General features: G+C 64.9%; 15 protein-coding genes. 8 read left to right on the top strand and 7 right to left on the bottom strand.

All coding sequences use genetic code 11. The features are described from left to right. Positions 1-327 precede the first annotated feature (327 nt). The 8 genes from lptF (at position 328) to HG718_RS08240 (ending at position 10,750) form a co-directional block, all read left to right on the top strand. Complete coding sequence (gene lptF / locus HG718_RS08205) at positions 328-1,542, top strand: LPS export ABC transporter permease LptF (protein WP_160587488.1); 1,215 nt, start codon at positions 328-330, stop codon at positions 1,540-1,542. Beyond that, complete coding sequence (gene lptG / locus HG718_RS08210) at positions 1,542-2,633, top strand: LPS export ABC transporter permease LptG (RefSeq protein WP_027840107.1); 1,092 nt, start codon at positions 1,542-1,544, stop codon at positions 2,631-2,633. Before lptF ends, lptG begins: the two co-directional genes overlap by 1 nt. Next, complete coding sequence (locus tag HG718_RS08215) at positions 2,634-4,943, top strand: LPS-assembly protein LptD (RefSeq protein ID WP_160587487.1); 2,310 nt, start codon at positions 2,634-2,636, stop codon at positions 4,941-4,943. It abuts the gene before it with no gap. A 200-nt stretch (positions 4,944-5,143) separates the two neighbouring features. Further along, entirely contained in the window at positions 5,144-6,463 is a 1,320-nt protein-coding gene (locus HG718_RS08220; RefSeq protein ID WP_160587486.1) for a peptidylprolyl isomerase, read from the top strand. Positions 6,464-6,486: 23 nt separating this feature from the next. Then, positions 6,487-7,503, top strand: a complete 1,017-nt coding sequence (pdxA, locus tag HG718_RS08225) for a 4-hydroxythreonine-4-phosphate dehydrogenase PdxA (RefSeq protein WP_160587485.1) — start codon at positions 6,487-6,489, stop codon at positions 7,501-7,503. Then, a complete protein-coding gene (gene rsmA, locus HG718_RS08230) occupies positions 7,500-8,360 on the top strand; it encodes a 16S rRNA (adenine(1518)-N(6)/adenine(1519)-N(6))-dimethyltransferase RsmA (protein ID WP_160587484.1) in 861 nt (286 codons plus the stop codon). Before pdxA ends, rsmA begins: the two co-directional genes overlap by 4 nt. A 141-nt stretch (positions 8,361-8,501) precedes the next feature. Next, on the top strand, positions 8,502-9,635 hold the full coding sequence (locus HG718_RS08235; protein WP_160587483.1) for an iron-containing alcohol dehydrogenase: 1,134 nt from the start codon (positions 8,502-8,504) through the stop codon (positions 9,633-9,635). Positions 9,636-9,700: 65 nt separating this feature from the next. Then, on the top strand, positions 9,701-10,750 hold the full coding sequence (locus HG718_RS08240; RefSeq protein ID WP_027840101.1) for an alcohol dehydrogenase: 1,050 nt from the start codon (positions 9,701-9,703) through the stop codon (positions 10,748-10,750). Between the two features lie 292 nt (positions 10,751-11,042). On the opposite strand, the gene gmk is transcribed toward HG718_RS08240, so the two are convergent. The 7 genes from gmk to fabD form a co-directional block, all read right to left on the bottom strand. Continuing rightward, complete coding sequence (gmk, locus tag HG718_RS08245) at positions 11,043-11,648, bottom strand: guanylate kinase (protein ID WP_160587607.1); 606 nt, start codon at positions 11,646-11,648, stop codon at positions 11,043-11,045. 25 nt (positions 11,649-11,673) lie between these two features. Further along, positions 11,674-12,561, bottom strand: coding sequence for a YicC/YloC family endoribonuclease (locus HG718_RS08250; RefSeq protein WP_160587482.1), 888 nt, complete (start codon positions 12,559-12,561; stop codon positions 11,674-11,676). A 50-nt stretch (positions 12,562-12,611) separates the two neighbouring features. Continuing rightward, on the bottom strand, positions 12,612-13,661 hold the full coding sequence (mltG, locus tag HG718_RS08255; protein ID WP_160587481.1) for an endolytic transglycosylase MltG: 1,050 nt from the start codon (positions 13,659-13,661) through the stop codon (positions 12,612-12,614). Between the two features lie 54 nt (positions 13,662-13,715). Next, entirely contained in the window at positions 13,716-14,981 is a 1,266-nt protein-coding gene (fabF, locus tag HG718_RS08260) for a beta-ketoacyl-ACP synthase II (RefSeq protein ID WP_160587606.1), read from the bottom strand. Between the two features lie 165 nt (positions 14,982-15,146). Beyond that, complete coding sequence (locus tag HG718_RS08265) at positions 15,147-15,386, bottom strand: acyl carrier protein (protein WP_027840096.1); 240 nt, start codon at positions 15,384-15,386, stop codon at positions 15,147-15,149. 296 nt (positions 15,387-15,682) lie between these two features. Next, complete coding sequence (gene fabG / locus HG718_RS08270; protein ID WP_160587480.1) at positions 15,683-16,420, bottom strand: 3-oxoacyl-[acyl-carrier-protein] reductase; 738 nt, start codon at positions 16,418-16,420, stop codon at positions 15,683-15,685. 73 nt (positions 16,421-16,493) lie between these two features. After that, positions 16,494-17,456 (bottom strand): ACP S-malonyltransferase, encoded by a 963-nt coding sequence (fabD, locus tag HG718_RS08275; protein ID WP_280521614.1) that lies wholly within the window; start codon positions 17,454-17,456, stop codon positions 16,494-16,496. Between the last annotated feature and the right edge of the window lie 120 nt (positions 17,457-17,576).

Consider the following 17,576-nt stretch of genomic DNA (forward strand, 5'->3'; position numbering starts at 1 on the left):
TTGGGGACATGTGGGACCCGGCTGCCGGGCCGTGCCCCGCCGGTGCCGCTCAAAAAGACGCTTTTTGCCGCTTAACATGGCCCAAAGGTCTTCGCCAAACCACCAAAATAGGTTAATCCCCTGCTGATGCGGGGTTGGGGGCCCCTTGGGAAATGGTATCCACGCGTTAACCATTGCGCGGGTGTTTTTTCCTAGAATGGGATTTCGAAATCCGGGAGAGCAGCCGGTGCGCCTGACGGCGCTGCCGCGCGGACCTCTTCCCAAGCCTGCCTGCCCGCCCCTTGCGCGTGCCCGGCAGCGTCAACAGGAACCGGACCAGAGCGGCCCATGGCGAGTGACACCGGAACACGGGACGGCGAGGCGCGGATGAGCCGTGCCAGCGCGGCCGGCTCCCAGGTGTTCAAGATTGACGCCTATATCGCCCGGCTGGTGACGGGGCCGTTTTTCGTTTTCATGCTCATCCTGACCGGCGTGGTGTGGCTGACCCAGTCGCTGGAACTGCTCAATGACGTGATCGAGCAGGGGCAGAATGTGGGTGTGTTCCTCTATCTGTCGGTGCTGGTGATCCCTTCGATCCTGGTGATCGTGCTGCCGATCGGCCTGTTCTTCGCGGTGGTCTATTGCCTCTACCGTTTGCGCACCGACAGCGAGCTGGTGGTGATGTATGCGGCGGGGATGAGTCGCTGGCAGGTGGCGCGGGCGATCTTCGGGTGCGCGGCCGGGGTGATGCTGCTGGCCTATCTCGTGAACATGCTGCTGCTGCCGATGGCGATGCGCGACATGCGCGACCTGCTGCTGCAGATGCGGACGGAATTTGCGTCGTCGCTTTTGCAGGCCGGCGAATTCACCACCCCGGCGCCGGGGCTGACGGTGTTCGTGGAAGTGCGCAAGCCCGGCGGGGACCTCGAGGGCCTGCTGGTGCATGACAACCGCGACAAGGACAAGCCGGTGAGCTACATCGCCGACCGCGGCCAGCTGATCGACACGCCGGAAGGCCCGCGGCTGGTGATGCTGAACGGCAATATCCAGCGCCGCGACGCCAAGAAGAAGACCGACTTCCTGTATTTCGACAAATACACCTTCGATCTCAGCCAATTCGAGAACCCGGCGGAGGAGCGCTACTTCAAGGCCTATGAGCGCTACCTGCCGGAGCTTCTGTGGCCGGACCGGACGCTGGCCTATGACAATCAATATGCCAACGAGCTGATTGCAGAGGGCCATGCGCGCATCACCTCGCCGCTTTACGCCCTCATCTTCGCAGCGATTGCCATGGCGGGGCTCTTGCCAAACGAGTTCAGCCGCCGGGGCTATGGCCAGCGCATCGTGCTCACCATCGCGCTGGGGCTGGGGGTGCGCCTGCTGGATCTTGCCGCCGTGGGCTGGGCAACGCGGACGCCGATGCTGATCTCGGTGCAATATCTGATCCCGCTTGTGGCCTTTGCCATTGCGTGCGCGATCATCGGCGGGTGGAAGCCCGTTGCGATGCTGAAGCGCGTGGCGGGGAACACCCAGACGGCACCGCTCTCCGGGGGGACACGCTGATGCGGCTGCCCTGGACGATGTATCTTTATTTCGGGCGGCGGGCGCTGCTGGCGATTGCGGCGTCGTTCATCATCTGCATGGCGCTGGCCTTCGTGATCGACTTCGTGGAGCTTCTGCGGCGCACGGGCTCGCGTGAGGTACCGTTCACCACGGTCCTGTCCATGGGGCTGCTGCGGCTGCCGAGCATCTCGGAAAAGATGATGCCCTTCGCGGTGCTGTTCGGCTCCATGTGGGCGTTCCTGCAATTGTCGCGGACCAATGAATTCGTCGTGGCGCGGGCCTCCGGCGTGTCCGCGTGGCAGTTCCTCGCCCCGTCCATCATCCTGGCGCTGCTGATCGGCGGGGGTGCGGTGACGGTCTACAACCCGCTGGCCGCGGCCATGGTGTCGCGCTTTGAAGCGCTGGAATCGAAGTTCATCCGCGGGCGGGCCAGCCTGCTGGCGGTGTCCGAATCAGGGCTGTGGCTGCGCCAGGCGGATGATCTGGGGCAGTCGGTGATCCATGCGCTGGGGGTGACGAACCAGGGCGTGGAGCTGCGGGACGTCATTATCTTCCTCTACAGCACGGAGCAGGAGTTCAAGGGCCGGATCGATGCTGACCAGGCGGTGCTGAAGGAGGGCGAGTGGTCGCTGACCAATGCCCAGGTGACGGTGCCCGGCCAGCTGCGCGAGCTTCATCCGACCTATTCCCTGCCGACGACGCTGACCTTCGAGCGGGTGCAGGAGAGCTTTGCCTCCCCGGATACGCTGTCTTTCTGGGAGCTGCCGGACTTCATCCGCACGGCACAGGAGGCCGGGTTCTCGGCACTGCGCTATCAGCTTCACTGGCACCAGCTGGCGTCGCGGCCCTTCCTGATGGCGGCGATGGTGCTGATCGCGGCGTGCTTCAGCCTGCGGCTGACCCGGCTGGGGGGTATCGGTCAACTCATCGTGGCCGGCATCGTGAGCGGCTTCTTTTTGTACTTTTTCACGGATGTGACGCTTGCACTTGGCGCCCGGGGGGTTATGCCTGTGGTTCTGGCGGCGTGGTCACCGGCCTTTATCAGTGCCATGCTCGGCGGGGCGTTGATCTTTCATCAGGAGGACGGCTAGGTGCCGACGGGGGACACGGGGGTCTCTTTCCATTCGCCTTGGAGCCTTGGCGCTCCCCTGACCACGGGCCCGCGCGGGATTTCTTCCGCAGCGGCCCTTGTGGCTGCGGGGTCGCTGGTGCTCGGCCTCACGCTGTCCGTTGTGGGAGCCACCCTGCCCGCCCCGGCCCTTGCCCAGAGTGCCGGATCTCAGAGCGAAGCCCTCGACGGCAATGTGCTGATCGAGGCGGACGAGATGGTGCACGACCGGCAGGCGGATGTGGTGACTGCCACCGGCAATGTGGAAGTGACCTCCGACAGCCGGGTGCTGCTGGCCGACTCAATCGTCTATGACCGCACAACCAAGACAGTGACGGCGAACGGCAATGTGAGCCTGCTGCAGCCCGACGGCCAGGTGCTGTTCGCTGATTCCATGCTGCTGTCGGATGACTTCGCTGACGGTGTGGCGGAGACGGTGCGGCTGCTGCTGGAAGAAAATGCGCGCGTGGCAGCCAATTCAGGCACCCGCAGCGCTGCCAACCGGACGGAGCTGAACAAGGCCGTCTATACGGTTTGCGATGTCTGTGAAGAGGACCCGAATGCGCCGCCGCTGTGGCAGATCCGGTCCTTCAAGGTCATCCACGACAAGGAAAAGCAGCGCGTTGAATATGAGGACGCGTTTATCGAGTTCTTCGGCGTGCCGGTGTTCTACACGCCCTATTTCAGCCATCCGGACCCGAGCGTGAAGCGGCTGACGGGCTTTCTGACGCCGACGATTGCGGTGTCGGAGGATTTCGGCACCTCGGTGCGCACGCCGTTTTTCTGGAACATCGCGCCGAACGCGGATTTTACCTTCCGGCCGCGCTGGCAGACCCAGGTGGGGCACGTCTATGCGGGCGAGTTCCGGCACAATGTGGGCTTCGGCGAATACATGATCGAGGCATCGGCCACATGGCCGGACGAGGACCAGCGCTCCGGCAATATCGTCGAGCCGTTCCGCGGGCATGTGTTTGCCAATGGCGAGTTCGATATCACCAAAAAGACGGCGGCGGGCTTCGATGTGCAGCTGGCCACCGATGAGACCTATCTGCGCCGCTATGACATCTTCAACGAGAACGACCTGATCTCGAATGTCTATGTGGAGACCATCGACGGGCGGAATTACGCCCGCGCTGAAGCGTTCTATTTCCAGGGCCTGCTGACGACGGACGACCAGGCGAGCATTCCCTATATCGCGCCGCTGATCGACGCGGAATATTACTTCGATGACCTCATCGCCGGCGGGCAGGTGAAGGCGGGCTTCAACTCCCTCAACCTGCAGCGGGTGGAGGGCACGAGCTTCCAGCGCTTCTCCGGCGATGTCGGCTGGGACCTGCGGCGCATCGCGTCGTCCGGCGAGGTGTTTGGCGCATTTGCCGAGGTGCGCGGGGATGTCTTCATCGTGGATGAGGACGTGACCAACGGGATCGGCGAGAACAAGACCTCGACGGAAACACGGCTGCTGCCGACGGTGGGGCTTGAATATCGCTGGCCGTGGATTTCAACCAGCGAGAACGCCTCCCACGTGATCGAGCCGATCGTGCAGGCGATCTATTCGCCCAGCAATTCGAACCCGCGTGACATCCCGAACGACGACAGCACGTCCATCGACTTTGACACGACGCATCTGTTCGACCGCAACCGTTATCCGGGCCTTGACCGCTTCGAGGACGGCGCGCGGGTGAATTACGGGCTGCAATATTCCTATGTGGGCGATGACGGGGCGGAAGGCAGCGTGCTGCTGGGCCAGTCCTACCGGCTTGAGGACAGCGCCGCCTTCCCGGTGGGCAGCGGGTTGCAGTCGAGCGAATCCGACATTGTGGGCCGTGTGCAGATCAATCCCGGCGGCTATCTCAACGCGATCAGCCGGTTCCGCATCGACCCGTCCGACGGCTCCCTGCTGCGCAACGAGGTATCGCTGCGCTCCAACTTCAATGTCTTCGAGGACCGGCCTTTCGCGCTTTATGCGGATTATGTGTTCCTGGATGAATCCATCAACACGGCAACCAACCGCGAGGGCGAGGAAGTCAATGGCGGCTTCTCCTACAATTTCACCGATAATTGGTGGCTGCACGGCAATGCGCGGCGCGATCTACGGCGCGGGGCCATGGTGTCGGACGCGCTGGGCGTGACCTATCAGGATGAATGCTTCCTGTTCACGCTGGCCTTCGAGCAGAGCTTCATCCGTGATCGCGACATCGAACCGACCAACTCGCTGGCCTTCCGCATCCAGCTCGTGACACTGGGTGAGTTCGCCGGCACAACGAATGTGTCGAGCCCGGAGCCCAACTAGACCCTCGTCCACTTCCCGGCCCACCTTCTGCTTCCGTTGTATTGCAGGAATGCTGCCGCTTTTATCGGGCGGGCAGGTGCGATATTGTCCGGCTTGCGGCTGGGGGTGTTGTTGAACCTGCGTGATGCGGGGGTGCGGCGGACGGCCCACCTTTGAATTCACGTGACGGCTTGCTGCACGATCCCTTGGAATTGTTGTCTATGACCATGAAGAAGATTTCCGACCCGCGCCGGCAGCCCGGCCGATTTGTGCGTTCCCGCGCCATGGCCTGCGGGCTGATGCTGACAGCGGCAGCGGCCCTCGCCGCCGTGCCTGCCGCAGCGCAGATGGTTCAGCGCATCGCCGCGGTGGTGAATGACAGCGTGATCTCTGCCTATGACCTGGAGCAGCGGCTGGGGCTGGTGGTTGCCACCGCCGGTGTGCCGCCGACGCCCGAGAATCTCGAGCGCATCCGGCCGCAGATCCTGCGGGCGCTGGTGGATGAGCGGCTGCAGATCCAGGAAGCGTCGGAAAACAATATCGAGATCAATGAAGAGCAGGTGAACCAGGCGATCGAGCGGCTGGGCCAGCGCAACGGCATGTCGATGCCGCAGATCGAAGCCTTCCTGCGGTCGGTGAATGTGAACATCGATACGCTGCGCAACCAGGTCTATGCGGAGCTTGCCTGGAACGAGCTGGTGCAGAACCGCTTCGGTGCCCGCGTGAGCGTGACGGACACGGAAATCGACACCGTGCTCCAGCGCATCATCGACCAGTCCGAGCAGGCGTCCTACCTGGTGTCGGAAGTGCTGATCCCGGTGGAGACGCCGGATGACGAGGCCCGCGCGCGCGACGCAGCAGGCCAGCTTGTGGCGCAGCTGCGCCAGGGCGGCGACATCCGCGCCATCGCCAACCAGTTCAGCCAGGCACCGACGGCGGCCAATGGCGGTGACGCCGGCTGGATCATTGACGGGCAGTTGTCGGACGCGCTCAACACTGCCCTGCGCCGGATGCAGGTGGGCGATACCTCCGACCCGATCCGCACCATTTCCGGCTATCACATTCTGCAACTGCGCGACCGCCGCCTGAGCAGTGACCAGCAGGACCCGATGGACGCGGTCATCACCATCGAGGCAGTGAACATTCCCTATTCCGAAGACATGCCGCGCGAGCGGCTGGCGCGGACCGGCCAGGCCGTGCAGGAAGCGCTGACGCGCCCCATCGCCTGCGGCCAGGTGGAAGCGCTGGGCCAGCGCATTGACCCGGAAAGCCGGTTCAGCCGGATGGAAGACCGGTCGATGCGCTCCTTCCCCGTGCCGGCGCGCCCGGCGCTGCTGGAGATGAAGCCCGGCGAATGGGGCCAGCCCCAGCGCACGCCGGAAGGGCTTGAAATCGTGGTGCTGTGCGACCGCAAGTTCGTGGAGCGCCAGCTGCCGGACCGTGACGACATCGAGAACCAGCTCTTCAACCAGGAGCTTGCGATGATGTCGCGGCGCTATCTGCGTGACCTGCGGCGCAATGCCGTGGTGGAAATGCGCTGAGCCGGCCGGACGGGACAGATCCTTTGACCGAGCTGCCGCTTGCGGTGACCATGGGTGAACCTGCCGGGATCGGCGGGGAAATCCTGCTGAAGGCATGGCAGGCCCGGGTGAGCGAGAGCCTGCCGCCCTTCGTGGTGATCGATGACCCGGCGCGGCTTCATGCCGTGGCAGAGGCGCTGGGCGTTGATGTGCCGATCAGGCAGGTCAGCACCGGGGCGGAAGCGGCGACGGCCTTTGCCACCGCCCTGCCCGTGGCGGCCCTTGATGAACCGCTGGACCCGCCCGTGACACCGGGCACGCCGAACGTGGCGCATGGGGAGGCTGTTATCGGCTCCATCGAGAACGCCGTTCAATGGGTGTTCGAAGGCCAGGCGCGGGCCGTTGTGACCAACCCGATCCAGAAACAGAGCCTTTATGAGGCGGGGTTCCGCTATCCGGGGCATACGGAATATCTGGCGGCGCTGACGGGGGCCGCCGGCGGGCCGGTGATGATGCTGGCCTCGCCCCAGCTCAAGGTCATTCCGGTGACCATCCACGTGCCGGTTGCGCAAGTGCCGGAATTGCTGACGACGCAGGCGATCATCCATGCGGGCCGGGTGGCGGCGGAGGCGCTGCGGCGCGACTTCAACATCCGCCAGCCGCGGCTGGCCATTGCCGGGCTGAACCCGCATGCGGGGGAAGGCGGCACCATCGGGACGGAAGAACAGACCATCATCCAGCCCGCCATCGACACGCTGCGGGCGGACGGCATCCAGGTGCGGGGGCCCCTGCCCGGCGACACGCTGTTTCACGAGGCCGCGCGGCGGACCTATGACGTGGTGCTGTGCATGTTCCATGACCAGGCACTGATCCCCATCAAGACGCTGGATTTCGACCGCGGCGTGAACATGACCCTGGGCCTGCCCATCGTGCGCAGTTCGCCCGACCACGGCACGGCGCTGGACATTGCGGGCCAGGGCATTGCCAATCCGACGAGCCTGATTGAAGCGATGAAGCTTGCGGCCATCTGCGCGGACAACCGCATGGCGGCAGACCAATGAGTGCGGCCGAGGGAAGCGAAGACGGGCTGCCGCCGCTGCGCGAGGTGATTGCGGCGCACGGGCTGGCGGCGAAAAAATCCCTCGGCCAGCATTTCCTGCTCGATCTCAATCTGACCCGGCGGATCGCGCGGGCGGCGGGCGACATCGGCTCGCAGGACGTGATCGAGATCGGTCCCGGCCCCGGCGGGCTGACGCGGGCGCTCTTGATGGAAGGCGCCAGGCGGATAATTGCGGTCGAGCGCGATGACCGCGCCGCTGCGGCGCTGGCGGAAGTGCAGGCGGCCTATCCGGGCAAACTCGAGCTTGTGCAGGCGGATGCGCTGGAGGTGGACGAGGCCGATCACATCAGCGGCCCGGCGCGCATCGTGGCGAACCTGCCCTACAACATTTCAACCGCCCTGCTGCTCAAATGGCTGAGCATCGAGCCATGGCCCGCATGGCTCATGTCGATGACGCTGATGTTCCAGAAGGAAGTGGCGGAGCGGATCGTCGCCGCGCCGGGCTCCAAGGCCTATGGGCGGCTGTCGGTGATCTCGCAATGGCGGTGCGAGGCCTTCATTGCCTTCGATGTGGGGGCGCGGGCCTTCACGCCGCCGCCCAAGGTGGTGTCGAGCATCGTGCACATGACGCCGCGGGCGATGACGGGGGACGACCCGACGCTCCGATCCGTCGAGCGGGTGACGGCGGCAGCGTTCGGCCAGCGGCGCAAGATGCTGCGCGCCTCGCTGAAGCAGGTTTTCGCGGACCCGGAAGGCGCCTGCGCCAGTGCCGGCATCGCCCCGACGGAGCGGGCGGAGCGGCTGGATGTGCCGGCCTTCCTTGCGCTGGCACGGCTGCTGGACGCCGGGGCGGGCTAGCCTGCGTCGTGGTGCCGCTTGCATGTTGTAGCGCGGCGCAGCGGGTGGCAAAGTAACGCCCAACAACGACTGACATATTGTCGGCATCGCTCTCCGGCCTCCCCTGACAGCCGGAGACGCCTACAGGGAAGGATCCGTTCCATGGCAACGCTCAACTATCTTAACACCACCCATATCGATTTCGGCTCGCGCAACATGGTGGCCGACACCATGAAGCAGCTTGGCATTACGCGGCCGATGATCGTGACCGACAAGGGCATCGTGGCCGCGGGCATTCTCGACAATGTGCGCGAGGCGATGGGCAACGAGTTCTCGCCGGAGATCTTCGACGACACGCCGGAAAACCCGACCGAGGAAGCGACGCTGGCGGCACTCGCCAAATACAAGGATGCGGGCTGCGACGGCATCATCAGCCTGGGCGGCGGCTCCTCCATGGACCTTGCCAAGGGCCTGGCGCTGCTGGCCACCCATGAGGGTGACCTGACCAAGTTCGCGGCAATTGAGGGTGGCGGCGCGCTGATCGGCGACGTGGCCCCGCATATCGCCATGCCGACGACGGCGGGCACGGGCTCGGAAGTGTCGGTGGGCTCGGTGATCATCACCAAGGACGGCCGCAAGCTGATTTTCGCCAGCCCCAACCTGCTGCCGAAAGTGGCGCTGTGCGACCCGGACCTGACCATGGGCCTGCCCGCGCGGCTGACGGCGGCCACGGGCATGGACGCCGTGACCCACTGCATCGAAGCGGTGATCTCGCCGATGGACAATCCGCCCGCCGAAGCCGTTGGGCTCGATGGCCTGCGCCGCGCGGTGCAGCTCGGCCACCTGGAGAAGGCGGTTGCTGACGGCCAGGACAAGGACGCGCGCTACAACATGATGATGGCGGCGTCTGAAGGTGCCATGGCGTTCGTGAAGGGGCTGGGCGCGGTGCATTCCATGAGCCATGCCTGTGGCCGTATCAAGGAGCTGCGCCTGCATCACGGCACGCTCAACGCCGTCATCCTGCCGGCGGTGCTGCGCTATAACGCCGATTTCGTGGGCGACAAATATGACCGCATCCGCGACGCCATGGGCCTTGCGGCCGGTGCGGACCTTGCCGAAGCCATCGAAGCGCTGAACCAGCGGCTGGGCCTGCCGGCCAATCTCGGCGAGATGGGCATCTCCATGGACACGCCGGGCATTGTCGAGAATGCGACGACGGATGTGTGCACCTTCACCAATCCGCGGCCGCTGGAAGCCAAGGACTACGAAACCCTGTTCGAAATGGCGATCGGCTGAGGCCGGACGCTGTCGACGGGCCCCGGAAAATCCCCCAAGTTCAATTTCAAGGAGCGAGTATTCCCGTGAAAAGCCAGGCGATTGTTACCTACGGCGAAGCGCTGGAAGAAACCACCACCGACACGCCGGCCCCCCAGGGCAAGGAAGTGCTGGTGAAGGTGTCCCATTGCGGTGTCTGCCATTCCGACGTGCACCTGCATGACGGCTATTTCGATATGGGCGGCGGCAACAAGCTGGACGTGCGCGGCGGCCGCCAGCTTCCGTTCACGCTCGGCCACGAGATCGAAGGCGTGGTGGAAGCCGTGGGCCCGGATGTGGACGGCATCAAGCCGGGCGACCATTACGTGGTCTATCCGTGGATCGGCTGCGGCGAGTGTGCCATCTGCGAGCGCGGCGACGAGCATCTGTGCCTGCGCCCGCGCGCTCTCGGCATCAATGTGGCCGGCGGTTACGCCACCCATGTGATGGTGCCGGACCAGAAATACCTGCTCGACCGCACCGGTGTGCCGGACGGTCTTGCGGCCACCTATATGTGCTCGGGCCTGACGGCCTATTCGGCGCTCAAGAAGCTGGGCAATCCGGGGCCGGAGGACAAGGTGGTGATCGTCGGCTGCGGCGGCGTGGGCATGATGGGCATCCAGTTTGCCCGCGCGCTGCTGCCGTCCGCGCCGCTGGCTGCGGATGTGGATGAAGGCAAGCTGCAGGCAGCCAAGGGTGCCGGGGCCGACGCCGTCTACAACCCCAAGGACGAGAACGCGATCAAGCAGCTGATGGCTGACACGGGCGGTGGCGCCTATGCGGCGATCGACTTCGTGGGCTCGGAAGCGTCGATGGCCTTCGCCACGTCGGTTGTCCGCAAGGGCGGCCAGGTGGTGGTCGTCGGCCTGTTCGGTGGCGGCTTCTCGATGCCGATCCCGATGTTCCCCATGCGCGCGATCACCATCGGCGGCTCCTATGTGGGCTCGCCGCAGGAGGCCGCGGACATGATGGAGCTGGTGCGGGCCGGCAAGGTGGACCCGATCCCGGTCGAGGAACGACCGCTGGACGCGGCCAGCAAGTCGCTCGATGACCTGCGCACCGGCTCGGTGCTGGGCCGCGTGGTGCTGGCGCCGTAACGCGCTCCGCCTGCTGACGGGTTTGAATTGGGGAGGAGCCTTTGCGGGCTTCTCCCCTTTTCGTTGCGGGGTGCGGGCGGTCTGACATCGCCAGCGCTATCACCCCACCCCGGCGGCTGCGCCGCCGACCCTCCCCATCTGAGGGGAGGGTGACATTGGGGAGCGGTGCGGGGAGACCCTCCGGTCAAGCCGGAGGGATAGCGGGAAAAACAACCGCTTATCCTCCGGCTTGACCGGAGGATCTCTCCCGGCAGGGCTCCGCGCGTGGCGAGGCGATGGCGCAGCTGTGTGGCTAGAGGCCTTCGCGGAGGCCTTTGACGAAGCCGCCGAGGCCTGTCTGGCGGGGGCGTTTGAGGCGTTCGGCGTCGAGGATGGCGCGAATCTGGGTGCGGCTCTTGTCGAGGTCCTGGTTGACGATGATGTAGTCGTATTCAGCCCAGTGGCTCATTTCATCCGCAGCCTTGGCCATGCGTTTGGCGACGATTTCGGCGCTGTCCTGGGCGCGGGTGTGCAGGCGGCGTTCCAGCTCCTGGGTCGAGGGCGGCAGGATGAAGATGCTGACCACGTCCTCGCGGGCGTTTTCCTTCAGCTGCTGGGTGCCCTGCCAGTCGATGTCGAACAGCACGTCCTTGCCGCCCGACAGGGCCTCTTCCACCGGCCCGCGCGGGGTGCCGTAGTAATTGTCGAACACCTTGGCGTGCTCGAGGAATTCACCGCGGTTCACCATCAAGCCGAAATCTTCAACGCTGACGAAGTAATAGTCCTTGCCGTCCACCTCGCCGGGGCGCGGGTTGCGGGTGGTGGCGGAGACCGACATGACGATCTCCTCGTCCGTATCCAGAAGGCCGCGGGACAGGGTCGTCTTGCCGGCACCGGACGGCGAGGACATGACGAACATCAGGCCGCGGCGTTTGATGGAAATCTCATTCAACGTTCTGCACCTGCTCGCGGAGCTGTTCGATGGCGGCCTTGAGATCGAGGCCGATGCGGGTGAGCTCGGTGTCCGACGACTTGGAGCACAGGGTGTTGGCCTCGCGGTTGAACTCCTGGGCCAGGAAATCGAGCTTGCGGCCCACCGCCTCGCCCTTGGCCAGAAGCTCGCGGGCCTGGGTGATGTGGGCCTTGAGGCGGTCCAGCTCCTCGCGCACATCGGCCTTGCCGGCCAGGAGCGCGACTTCCTGCACGATGCGCTCTTCAGGCATGTCGGCGCGGTTGGCGAGAAGCTCCTTCACCTGCTCTTCGAGGCGGGCGCGGAGATTTTCGGGCGCGGTGGCGGCAATGTCGCCTGCACGGGTGACGAGGGTTTCAATTTCAAGCAGCACGCTTTCAAGGATGGTGAAGAGCTTGGCGCCCTCCTCCGCCCGCGCGGCGACGAGACTGTCGAGTGCCTCCATGAAGCTGGCGGTCACCGCCGTGAGGCGGGCTTCGGCCTCCTCGTCGGTTTCAGAGGTGTCGGCGGTTTCAACGACGCCGCGCATGCCGAGCACAGTGTCGAGGCTCGGGGGCTCGACGCCCATGTCGTCGGCCAGCCGGTCCAGCTCGCTCATCAGGTGGGTGGCGAGCTCGGAATTGATGTGGATGTCGGCGCCTGCGCGGTCGCGGTCCACATTGATGAAGATCTGGACGGCACCGCGCTTGAGCCGGGCCTGCAGCGCCTTGCGGAGATCCTGCTCAATGGCCTCGAAGCCCTGAGGCATGCGCATGCGCACATCCAGCCCGCGGGCATTCACGGTCTTCAGTTCCCAGTGCCAGCGCCAATCATCATGAGATCCGTCGGCGCGGCCGAATCCCGTCATGCTCTTGAGGGTCATGGTTCATTCTACCGGATTCTGAGCGCGGGCAAGGCTCCTGGCAGACGCCCCTAGCGGAGGCCGCGCTCGCGCTGGATGCGGCGCCACTTGCGCACATTGCGCTCGTGCTCGCGGTTGGTTCTGGCGAAGGCGTGGCCGCCGGTGCCGTCGGCGACGAAGAACAGATACTCGGTCTCCGCCGGGTTGAGGACGGCTTCGATGGCAGCGGCACCCGGGTTGCAGATCGGCGTCGGCGGCAGGCCGTCCACCTGGTAGGTGTTCCACGGGGTGGCGCGGTCGATCTCCGAGCGGCGGATGCGGCGGCCGAGCGGCCCCTGCCCCTTGGTGATGCCGTAGATGATGGTGGGGTCGGACTGCAGGCGCATGCCGCGCTCGAGCCGGTTGATGAAAACGCTGGCGGCCTTGTCACGCTCATCGCCCTTGCCGGTTTCCTTCTCGACGATGGAAGCGAGCACCAGGGCTTCGGCAATCGTGGTGAAGGGCAGACCCTCGGCGCGTTCGTCCCACAGATCATCAATCAGCTTCGCTTGGGCGCGCTGCATGCGGTCGATCACCTCCTGGCGGGAGGTGCCGCGGGTGACGAGATAGGTCTCCGGCAGCAGCGTGCCTTCGGCGGGCACGATGGGGACCGTGCCGGTGAGCACCGGCTGGAGCTTCAGATGCTCGACCACTTCCCACGAGGTCATGCCCTCGAACAGGGTGATGGGATGGAGGATGGGCTTGCCGTCCACCAGGATGCGCATGATCTGGCGCATGCTGGCGTGGCGGGGGATTTCATATTCGCCGGCCTTGAGGCTCGACGCCTCACCGAAAGCCTGGACGCCGAGGCGGAACATCAGCGCGTCGGCGACCAGCCCCTCGCGCTCAAGCTGGCGGGCGATCCGGCCGAGGCCGGAGCCTTCTTCAATAAGAACGGTCGTCCGCTCCGGGATGGCGCTGGGGCCGGTGAAGCCGCGCCAAGCGAGCCAGGCGGGTGTGCCGACGATGACAGCCAGAATGACCAGCGCCGTCAGCAGCCAGAGCACCCGGCGCGCCGCGCGGCGCTTGCGCCCCTGCACCGGGGCCGCAGGCGTGTCGTCAGTTGGCGGCGTCTGGTCCATGGGGCAATCCTCACGCGGCGGATGGGCCAGGAGACGGGTCGGGTCAGCCCCTGTTTATGCCTCGACCGCCTTAAAGACCAGTGAAGCATTGGTGCCGCCGAAGCCGAAGGAATTGGAGAGCGCCACGTTGACCTCCTTCTCCTTCTTGACGTTGGGCACGAGGTCGATCGCGGTCTCCACCGACGGGTTGTCGAGATTGATGGTCGGCGGCACCACGTTGTCGCGGATCGCCAGCATGGAGAAGATGCTCTCGATGGCACCGGCGGCGCCGAGCAGGTGGCCCACCGCGGATTTGGTGGAGGACATGGAGACGTCCGGCTGCTCATTGCCGAACAGGCGTTCGACCGCCCGCAGCTCGATCTCGTCGCCCAGCGGGGTCGAGGTGCCGTGGGCGTTCACATAATCGATGTCTTCCGGCTGGATGCCGGCGCGCTCGATGGCCATGCGCATGGCCCGGTAGCCGCCGTCGCCATCCTCCGCCGGGGCGGTGATGTGATAGGCGTCACCCGACAGACCATAGCCGACAACCTCGGCATAGATCTTCGCGCCGCGGGCCTTGGCGTGTTCGTATTCCTCAACCACGACAACGCCGGCGCCCTCGCCCATGAGGAAGCCGTCACGGTCCTTGTCATACGGGCGCGAGGCTTTTTCAGGGGTGTCGTTGAAGCCGGTGGTGAGCGCGCGGCAGGCGCAGAAGCCGCCAATGCCCAGCGGCGAGATGGCCGCTTCGGCACCGCCTGCGAGCATCACGTCCGCGTCGCCCATGGCGATCATGCGGGCGGCGTCACCGATGGCGTGAGCGCCGGTCGAGCACGCGGTGACGACGGAATGGTTCGGCCCCTTGAGACCCCAGCGGATGGACGCATAGCCCGAGGTGAGGTTGATGAGGCGGCCGGGAATGAAGAAGGGCGACAGGCGGCGCAGGCCCTTATTGTGGAGGGTCAGCGCGCCTTCCTCGATGCCGGGCAGGCCGCCGATGCCGGAGCCGATGATGGTGCCGGTGCGGCACTGGTCTTCATAGGTCTCGGGGTGCCAGCCGGCATCGTCGAGCGCCTGGGCTGAGGCTGCGAGCGAATAGATGATGAAGTCATCCATGCGCTTCTGTTCCTTGGGGTCCACCCAGTCATCGGGGTTGAAGGTGCCGTCGGAGCCGTCGCCGCGCTTTACTTCACAGGCGATGCGGCAGGGATAGCCGTCCGCATCGAACCTGGTGATGGGGCCGGCGCCGGACTGGCCTTCCAGCAGGCGCTGCCAGGTGGTGTCCACACCGGTGCCAAGCGGGGTCACAAGACCCAGACCCGTGACCACTGCGCGTCTCAGCTCAATCATCGGCATCGAACTCTCCCAGATGCGTTACTCGCCCGGACGGCCCTGCGCCCGATCTTCTTTCGATTCTTCGTCCAGATAGTAATACGGACGGATATGCGCCCTGCACACCCGTCCGCAAAACTGTTTTGTATTATTCAAGGCATGTGCCGGGGCAGCTTAGCTGCTGGCGTTTTCCTTGATGAACTTGATGGCATCGCCGACCGTCAGGATGGTCTCGGCGGCATCATCGGGGATCTCGACTTCGAATTCTTCCTCGAAGGCCATGACCAGCTCGACGGTGTCCAGGCTGTCTGCGCCCAGATCATCGATGAAGCTGGCATTTTCCGTGACCTTTTCAGGTTCGACGCCAAGGTGCTCGACGACGATCTTCTTCACGCTCTCTGCGATGTCACTCATGCTTTTTTCTCTCAGCTCGTAGTGTGCAATCAGCCGGATAACCGGTCTTGATCTGGGGCTCAACGTCCCGCCTCGCGCAACTCACCCGGATGTCACCATCCTGACTTCAATGCGGCAAGGGCGGAAAGGACAAATTTGCAGTGTTACCGGTAGCCAGCGCCTGCTCATGTCCCGAAAAGCGGTCGCTTGGTAACACAATCATATTCCTTTGACCAGATTGTCAGCCCGAGGGCAATCCTTCTGAAAAACTCAAGTATTCCGGGCTTTTAGAAGCATCCCTCCGGGTAACAATGCGGTCAAATCATGGCCATGCCGCCGTTCACATGCAGGGTTTGGCCAGTGACGTAGGCTGCTTCCTCGCTGGCGAGGTAGAGCGCTGCGGCTGCGATCTCCTCAGACGTGCCGAGACGGCCCGCCGGGATGCGCGTTGAAATGGTCTCTTTCTGGCCATCATCCAGCACATCGGTCATCGCGGTCTTGATGAAGCCGGGGGCCACGCAATTGACGGTGATGTTGCGGCTGGCGACTTCCTGGGCGATCGACTTGGTCATGCCGATCATGCCGGCCTTGGCGGCGGCGTAGTTGGCCTGGCCGGGATTGCCCATGACACCGACCACCGAGGTGATGCCGATGATGCGGCCCCAGCGGCGCTTCATCATGCCGCGCATGACGCCGCGCGACAGGCGGAAGGCAGCGGTGAGGTTGACGGCAAGGACCTGGTCCCACTCGTCGTCTTTCATCCGCATAAAGATGTTGTCGCGGGTGATGCCGGCATTGTTGACGAGAATGTCGAGCTGGCCCATGGCCTCCTCGGCCTGCTTGGGCAGGGCGTCCACCGCGTCGAGATCGCTGAGATTACAGGGCAGCACATGGGTGCGTTCGCCCAGCTCGCCAGCCACGTCGGCCAGCACGTTTTCACGGGTGCCGGACAGGGCGACGGTTGCGCCCTGCGCATGAAGGGCCTTGGCGATGGCGCCGCCGATGCCGCCGGTGGCGCCGGTGACAAGCGCGGTCTTGCCGGTGAGGTCAAACATGGGGAGCTCCCTGCTGCTGTGTCTCAGTTGATCTTGTGCGGTGTACGGATCGTTTGCGGATCACATGTAGATGCTAGAGGCCGGTGTCGATCAGGCCGCGCACGGCCTCGGCGGAATTGATGGTCTGGCCCTTGATGGATTTGTCGATCCACTTGGTGAGGCCGGTGAGCACCTTGCCGGAGCCGCATTCGACCAACTCCTCGACCCCCTGATCGCGCATATAGATGACGCTTTCACGCCAGCGGACGCGGCCGGTCACCTGCTCGACGAGCAGTGTGCGGATGATGTCGGGATCGGTGACGGCTTCGGCCCGCACATTGGCGACGACGGGCACGACGGGTGCGTTGATGGCGGTGTCCTTCAAGGCACCTGCCATCTCGTCGGCGGCGGGCTGCATGAGGGCTGAATGGAACGGCGCTGAGACCGCCAGCGGCATGGCGCGCTTGGCGCCCATTTCCTTGGCGATCTCGCAGGCCCGGTCGACGCCCGCCTTGGAGCCGGAGATGACCACCTGGCCGTTGGCATTGTCGTTGGCGACGCCGACGGGCTCGCCGGTTTCAGAGGCTGCCTGTTCGGCGGCGTCATTCACCTTGTCGTTTTCAAGGCCGAGGGTGGCGGCCATGGCGCCCGCCCCCACCGGCACGGCGCGCTGCATGGCCTCGCCGCGCAGGCGCAGGAGGCGCGCGGCGGTGGCGATGTCGAAGGCGCCGGCGGCACAGAGGGCGGCATATTCACCGAGTGAGTGACCGGCGACGAATTTGGCGTGCTTTGCGAGGTCGAGGCCTGCTTCGGCTTCCAGCACACGCACCACCGCCATCGAGACGGCCATCAGCGCGGGCTGGGTGTTCATGGTGAGGGTCAGGTCTTCTTCCGGACCGTTCCACATAATGTCGGTGAGCTTGAGACCAAGCGCCTGATCCACTTCATCGAAGACGGCCTTGGCCTGCGGGAAGGCATCGGCGAGGTCCTTGCCCATGCCGACGCTCTGGGCGCCCTGGCCGGGGAATGTGAAAGCACGGATCGGGGTATCGCTCACTTGTGTCACCTCTGCCTGCTGTCCTGCTGCCCACCGGGGCAGCCGGGTCCGGTGTTGTCGACTCGCCACGCTTGGGGGCGTTCATGCGGAAAGACACTGGCCGCAGGCGTTGAGTCAAGA

It is taken from the genome of Pyruvatibacter mobilis (genome assembly GCF_012848855.1).
Lineage (GTDB): Bacteria > Pseudomonadota > Alphaproteobacteria > CGMCC-115125 > CGMCC-115125 > Pyruvatibacter > Pyruvatibacter mobilis.

Excerpts from the sequence above, each read along its gene's own strand:
- lptF (WP_160587488.1), top strand. The coding sequence starts at position 328 with ATGGCGAGTGACACCGGAACACGGGACGGCGAGGCGCGGATGAGCCGT.
- lptG (WP_027840107.1), top strand. The coding sequence starts at position 1,542 with ATGCGGCTGCCCTGGACGATGTATCTTTATTTCGGGCGGCGGGCGCTG.
- HG718_RS08220 (WP_160587486.1), top strand. The coding sequence starts at position 5,144 with ATGACCATGAAGAAGATTTCCGACCCGCGCCGGCAGCCCGGCCGATTT.
- rsmA (WP_160587484.1), top strand. The coding sequence starts at position 7,500 with ATGAGTGCGGCCGAGGGAAGCGAAGACGGGCTGCCGCCGCTGCGCGAG.
- HG718_RS08235 (WP_160587483.1), top strand. The coding sequence starts at position 8,502 with ATGGCAACGCTCAACTATCTTAACACCACCCATATCGATTTCGGCTCG.
- gmk (WP_160587607.1), bottom strand. The coding sequence starts at position 11,648 with ATGTTCGTCATGTCCTCGCCGTCCGGTGCCGGCAAGACGACCCTGTCC.
- HG718_RS08250 (WP_160587482.1), bottom strand. The coding sequence starts at position 12,561 with ATGACCCTCAAGAGCATGACGGGATTCGGCCGCGCCGACGGATCTCAT.
- mltG (WP_160587481.1), bottom strand. The coding sequence starts at position 13,661 with ATGGACCAGACGCCGCCAACTGACGACACGCCTGCGGCCCCGGTGCAG.
- HG718_RS08265 (WP_027840096.1), bottom strand. The coding sequence starts at position 15,386 with ATGAGTGACATCGCAGAGAGCGTGAAGAAGATCGTCGTCGAGCACCTT.
- fabG (WP_160587480.1), bottom strand. The coding sequence starts at position 16,420 with ATGTTTGACCTCACCGGCAAGACCGCGCTTGTCACCGGCGCCACCGGC.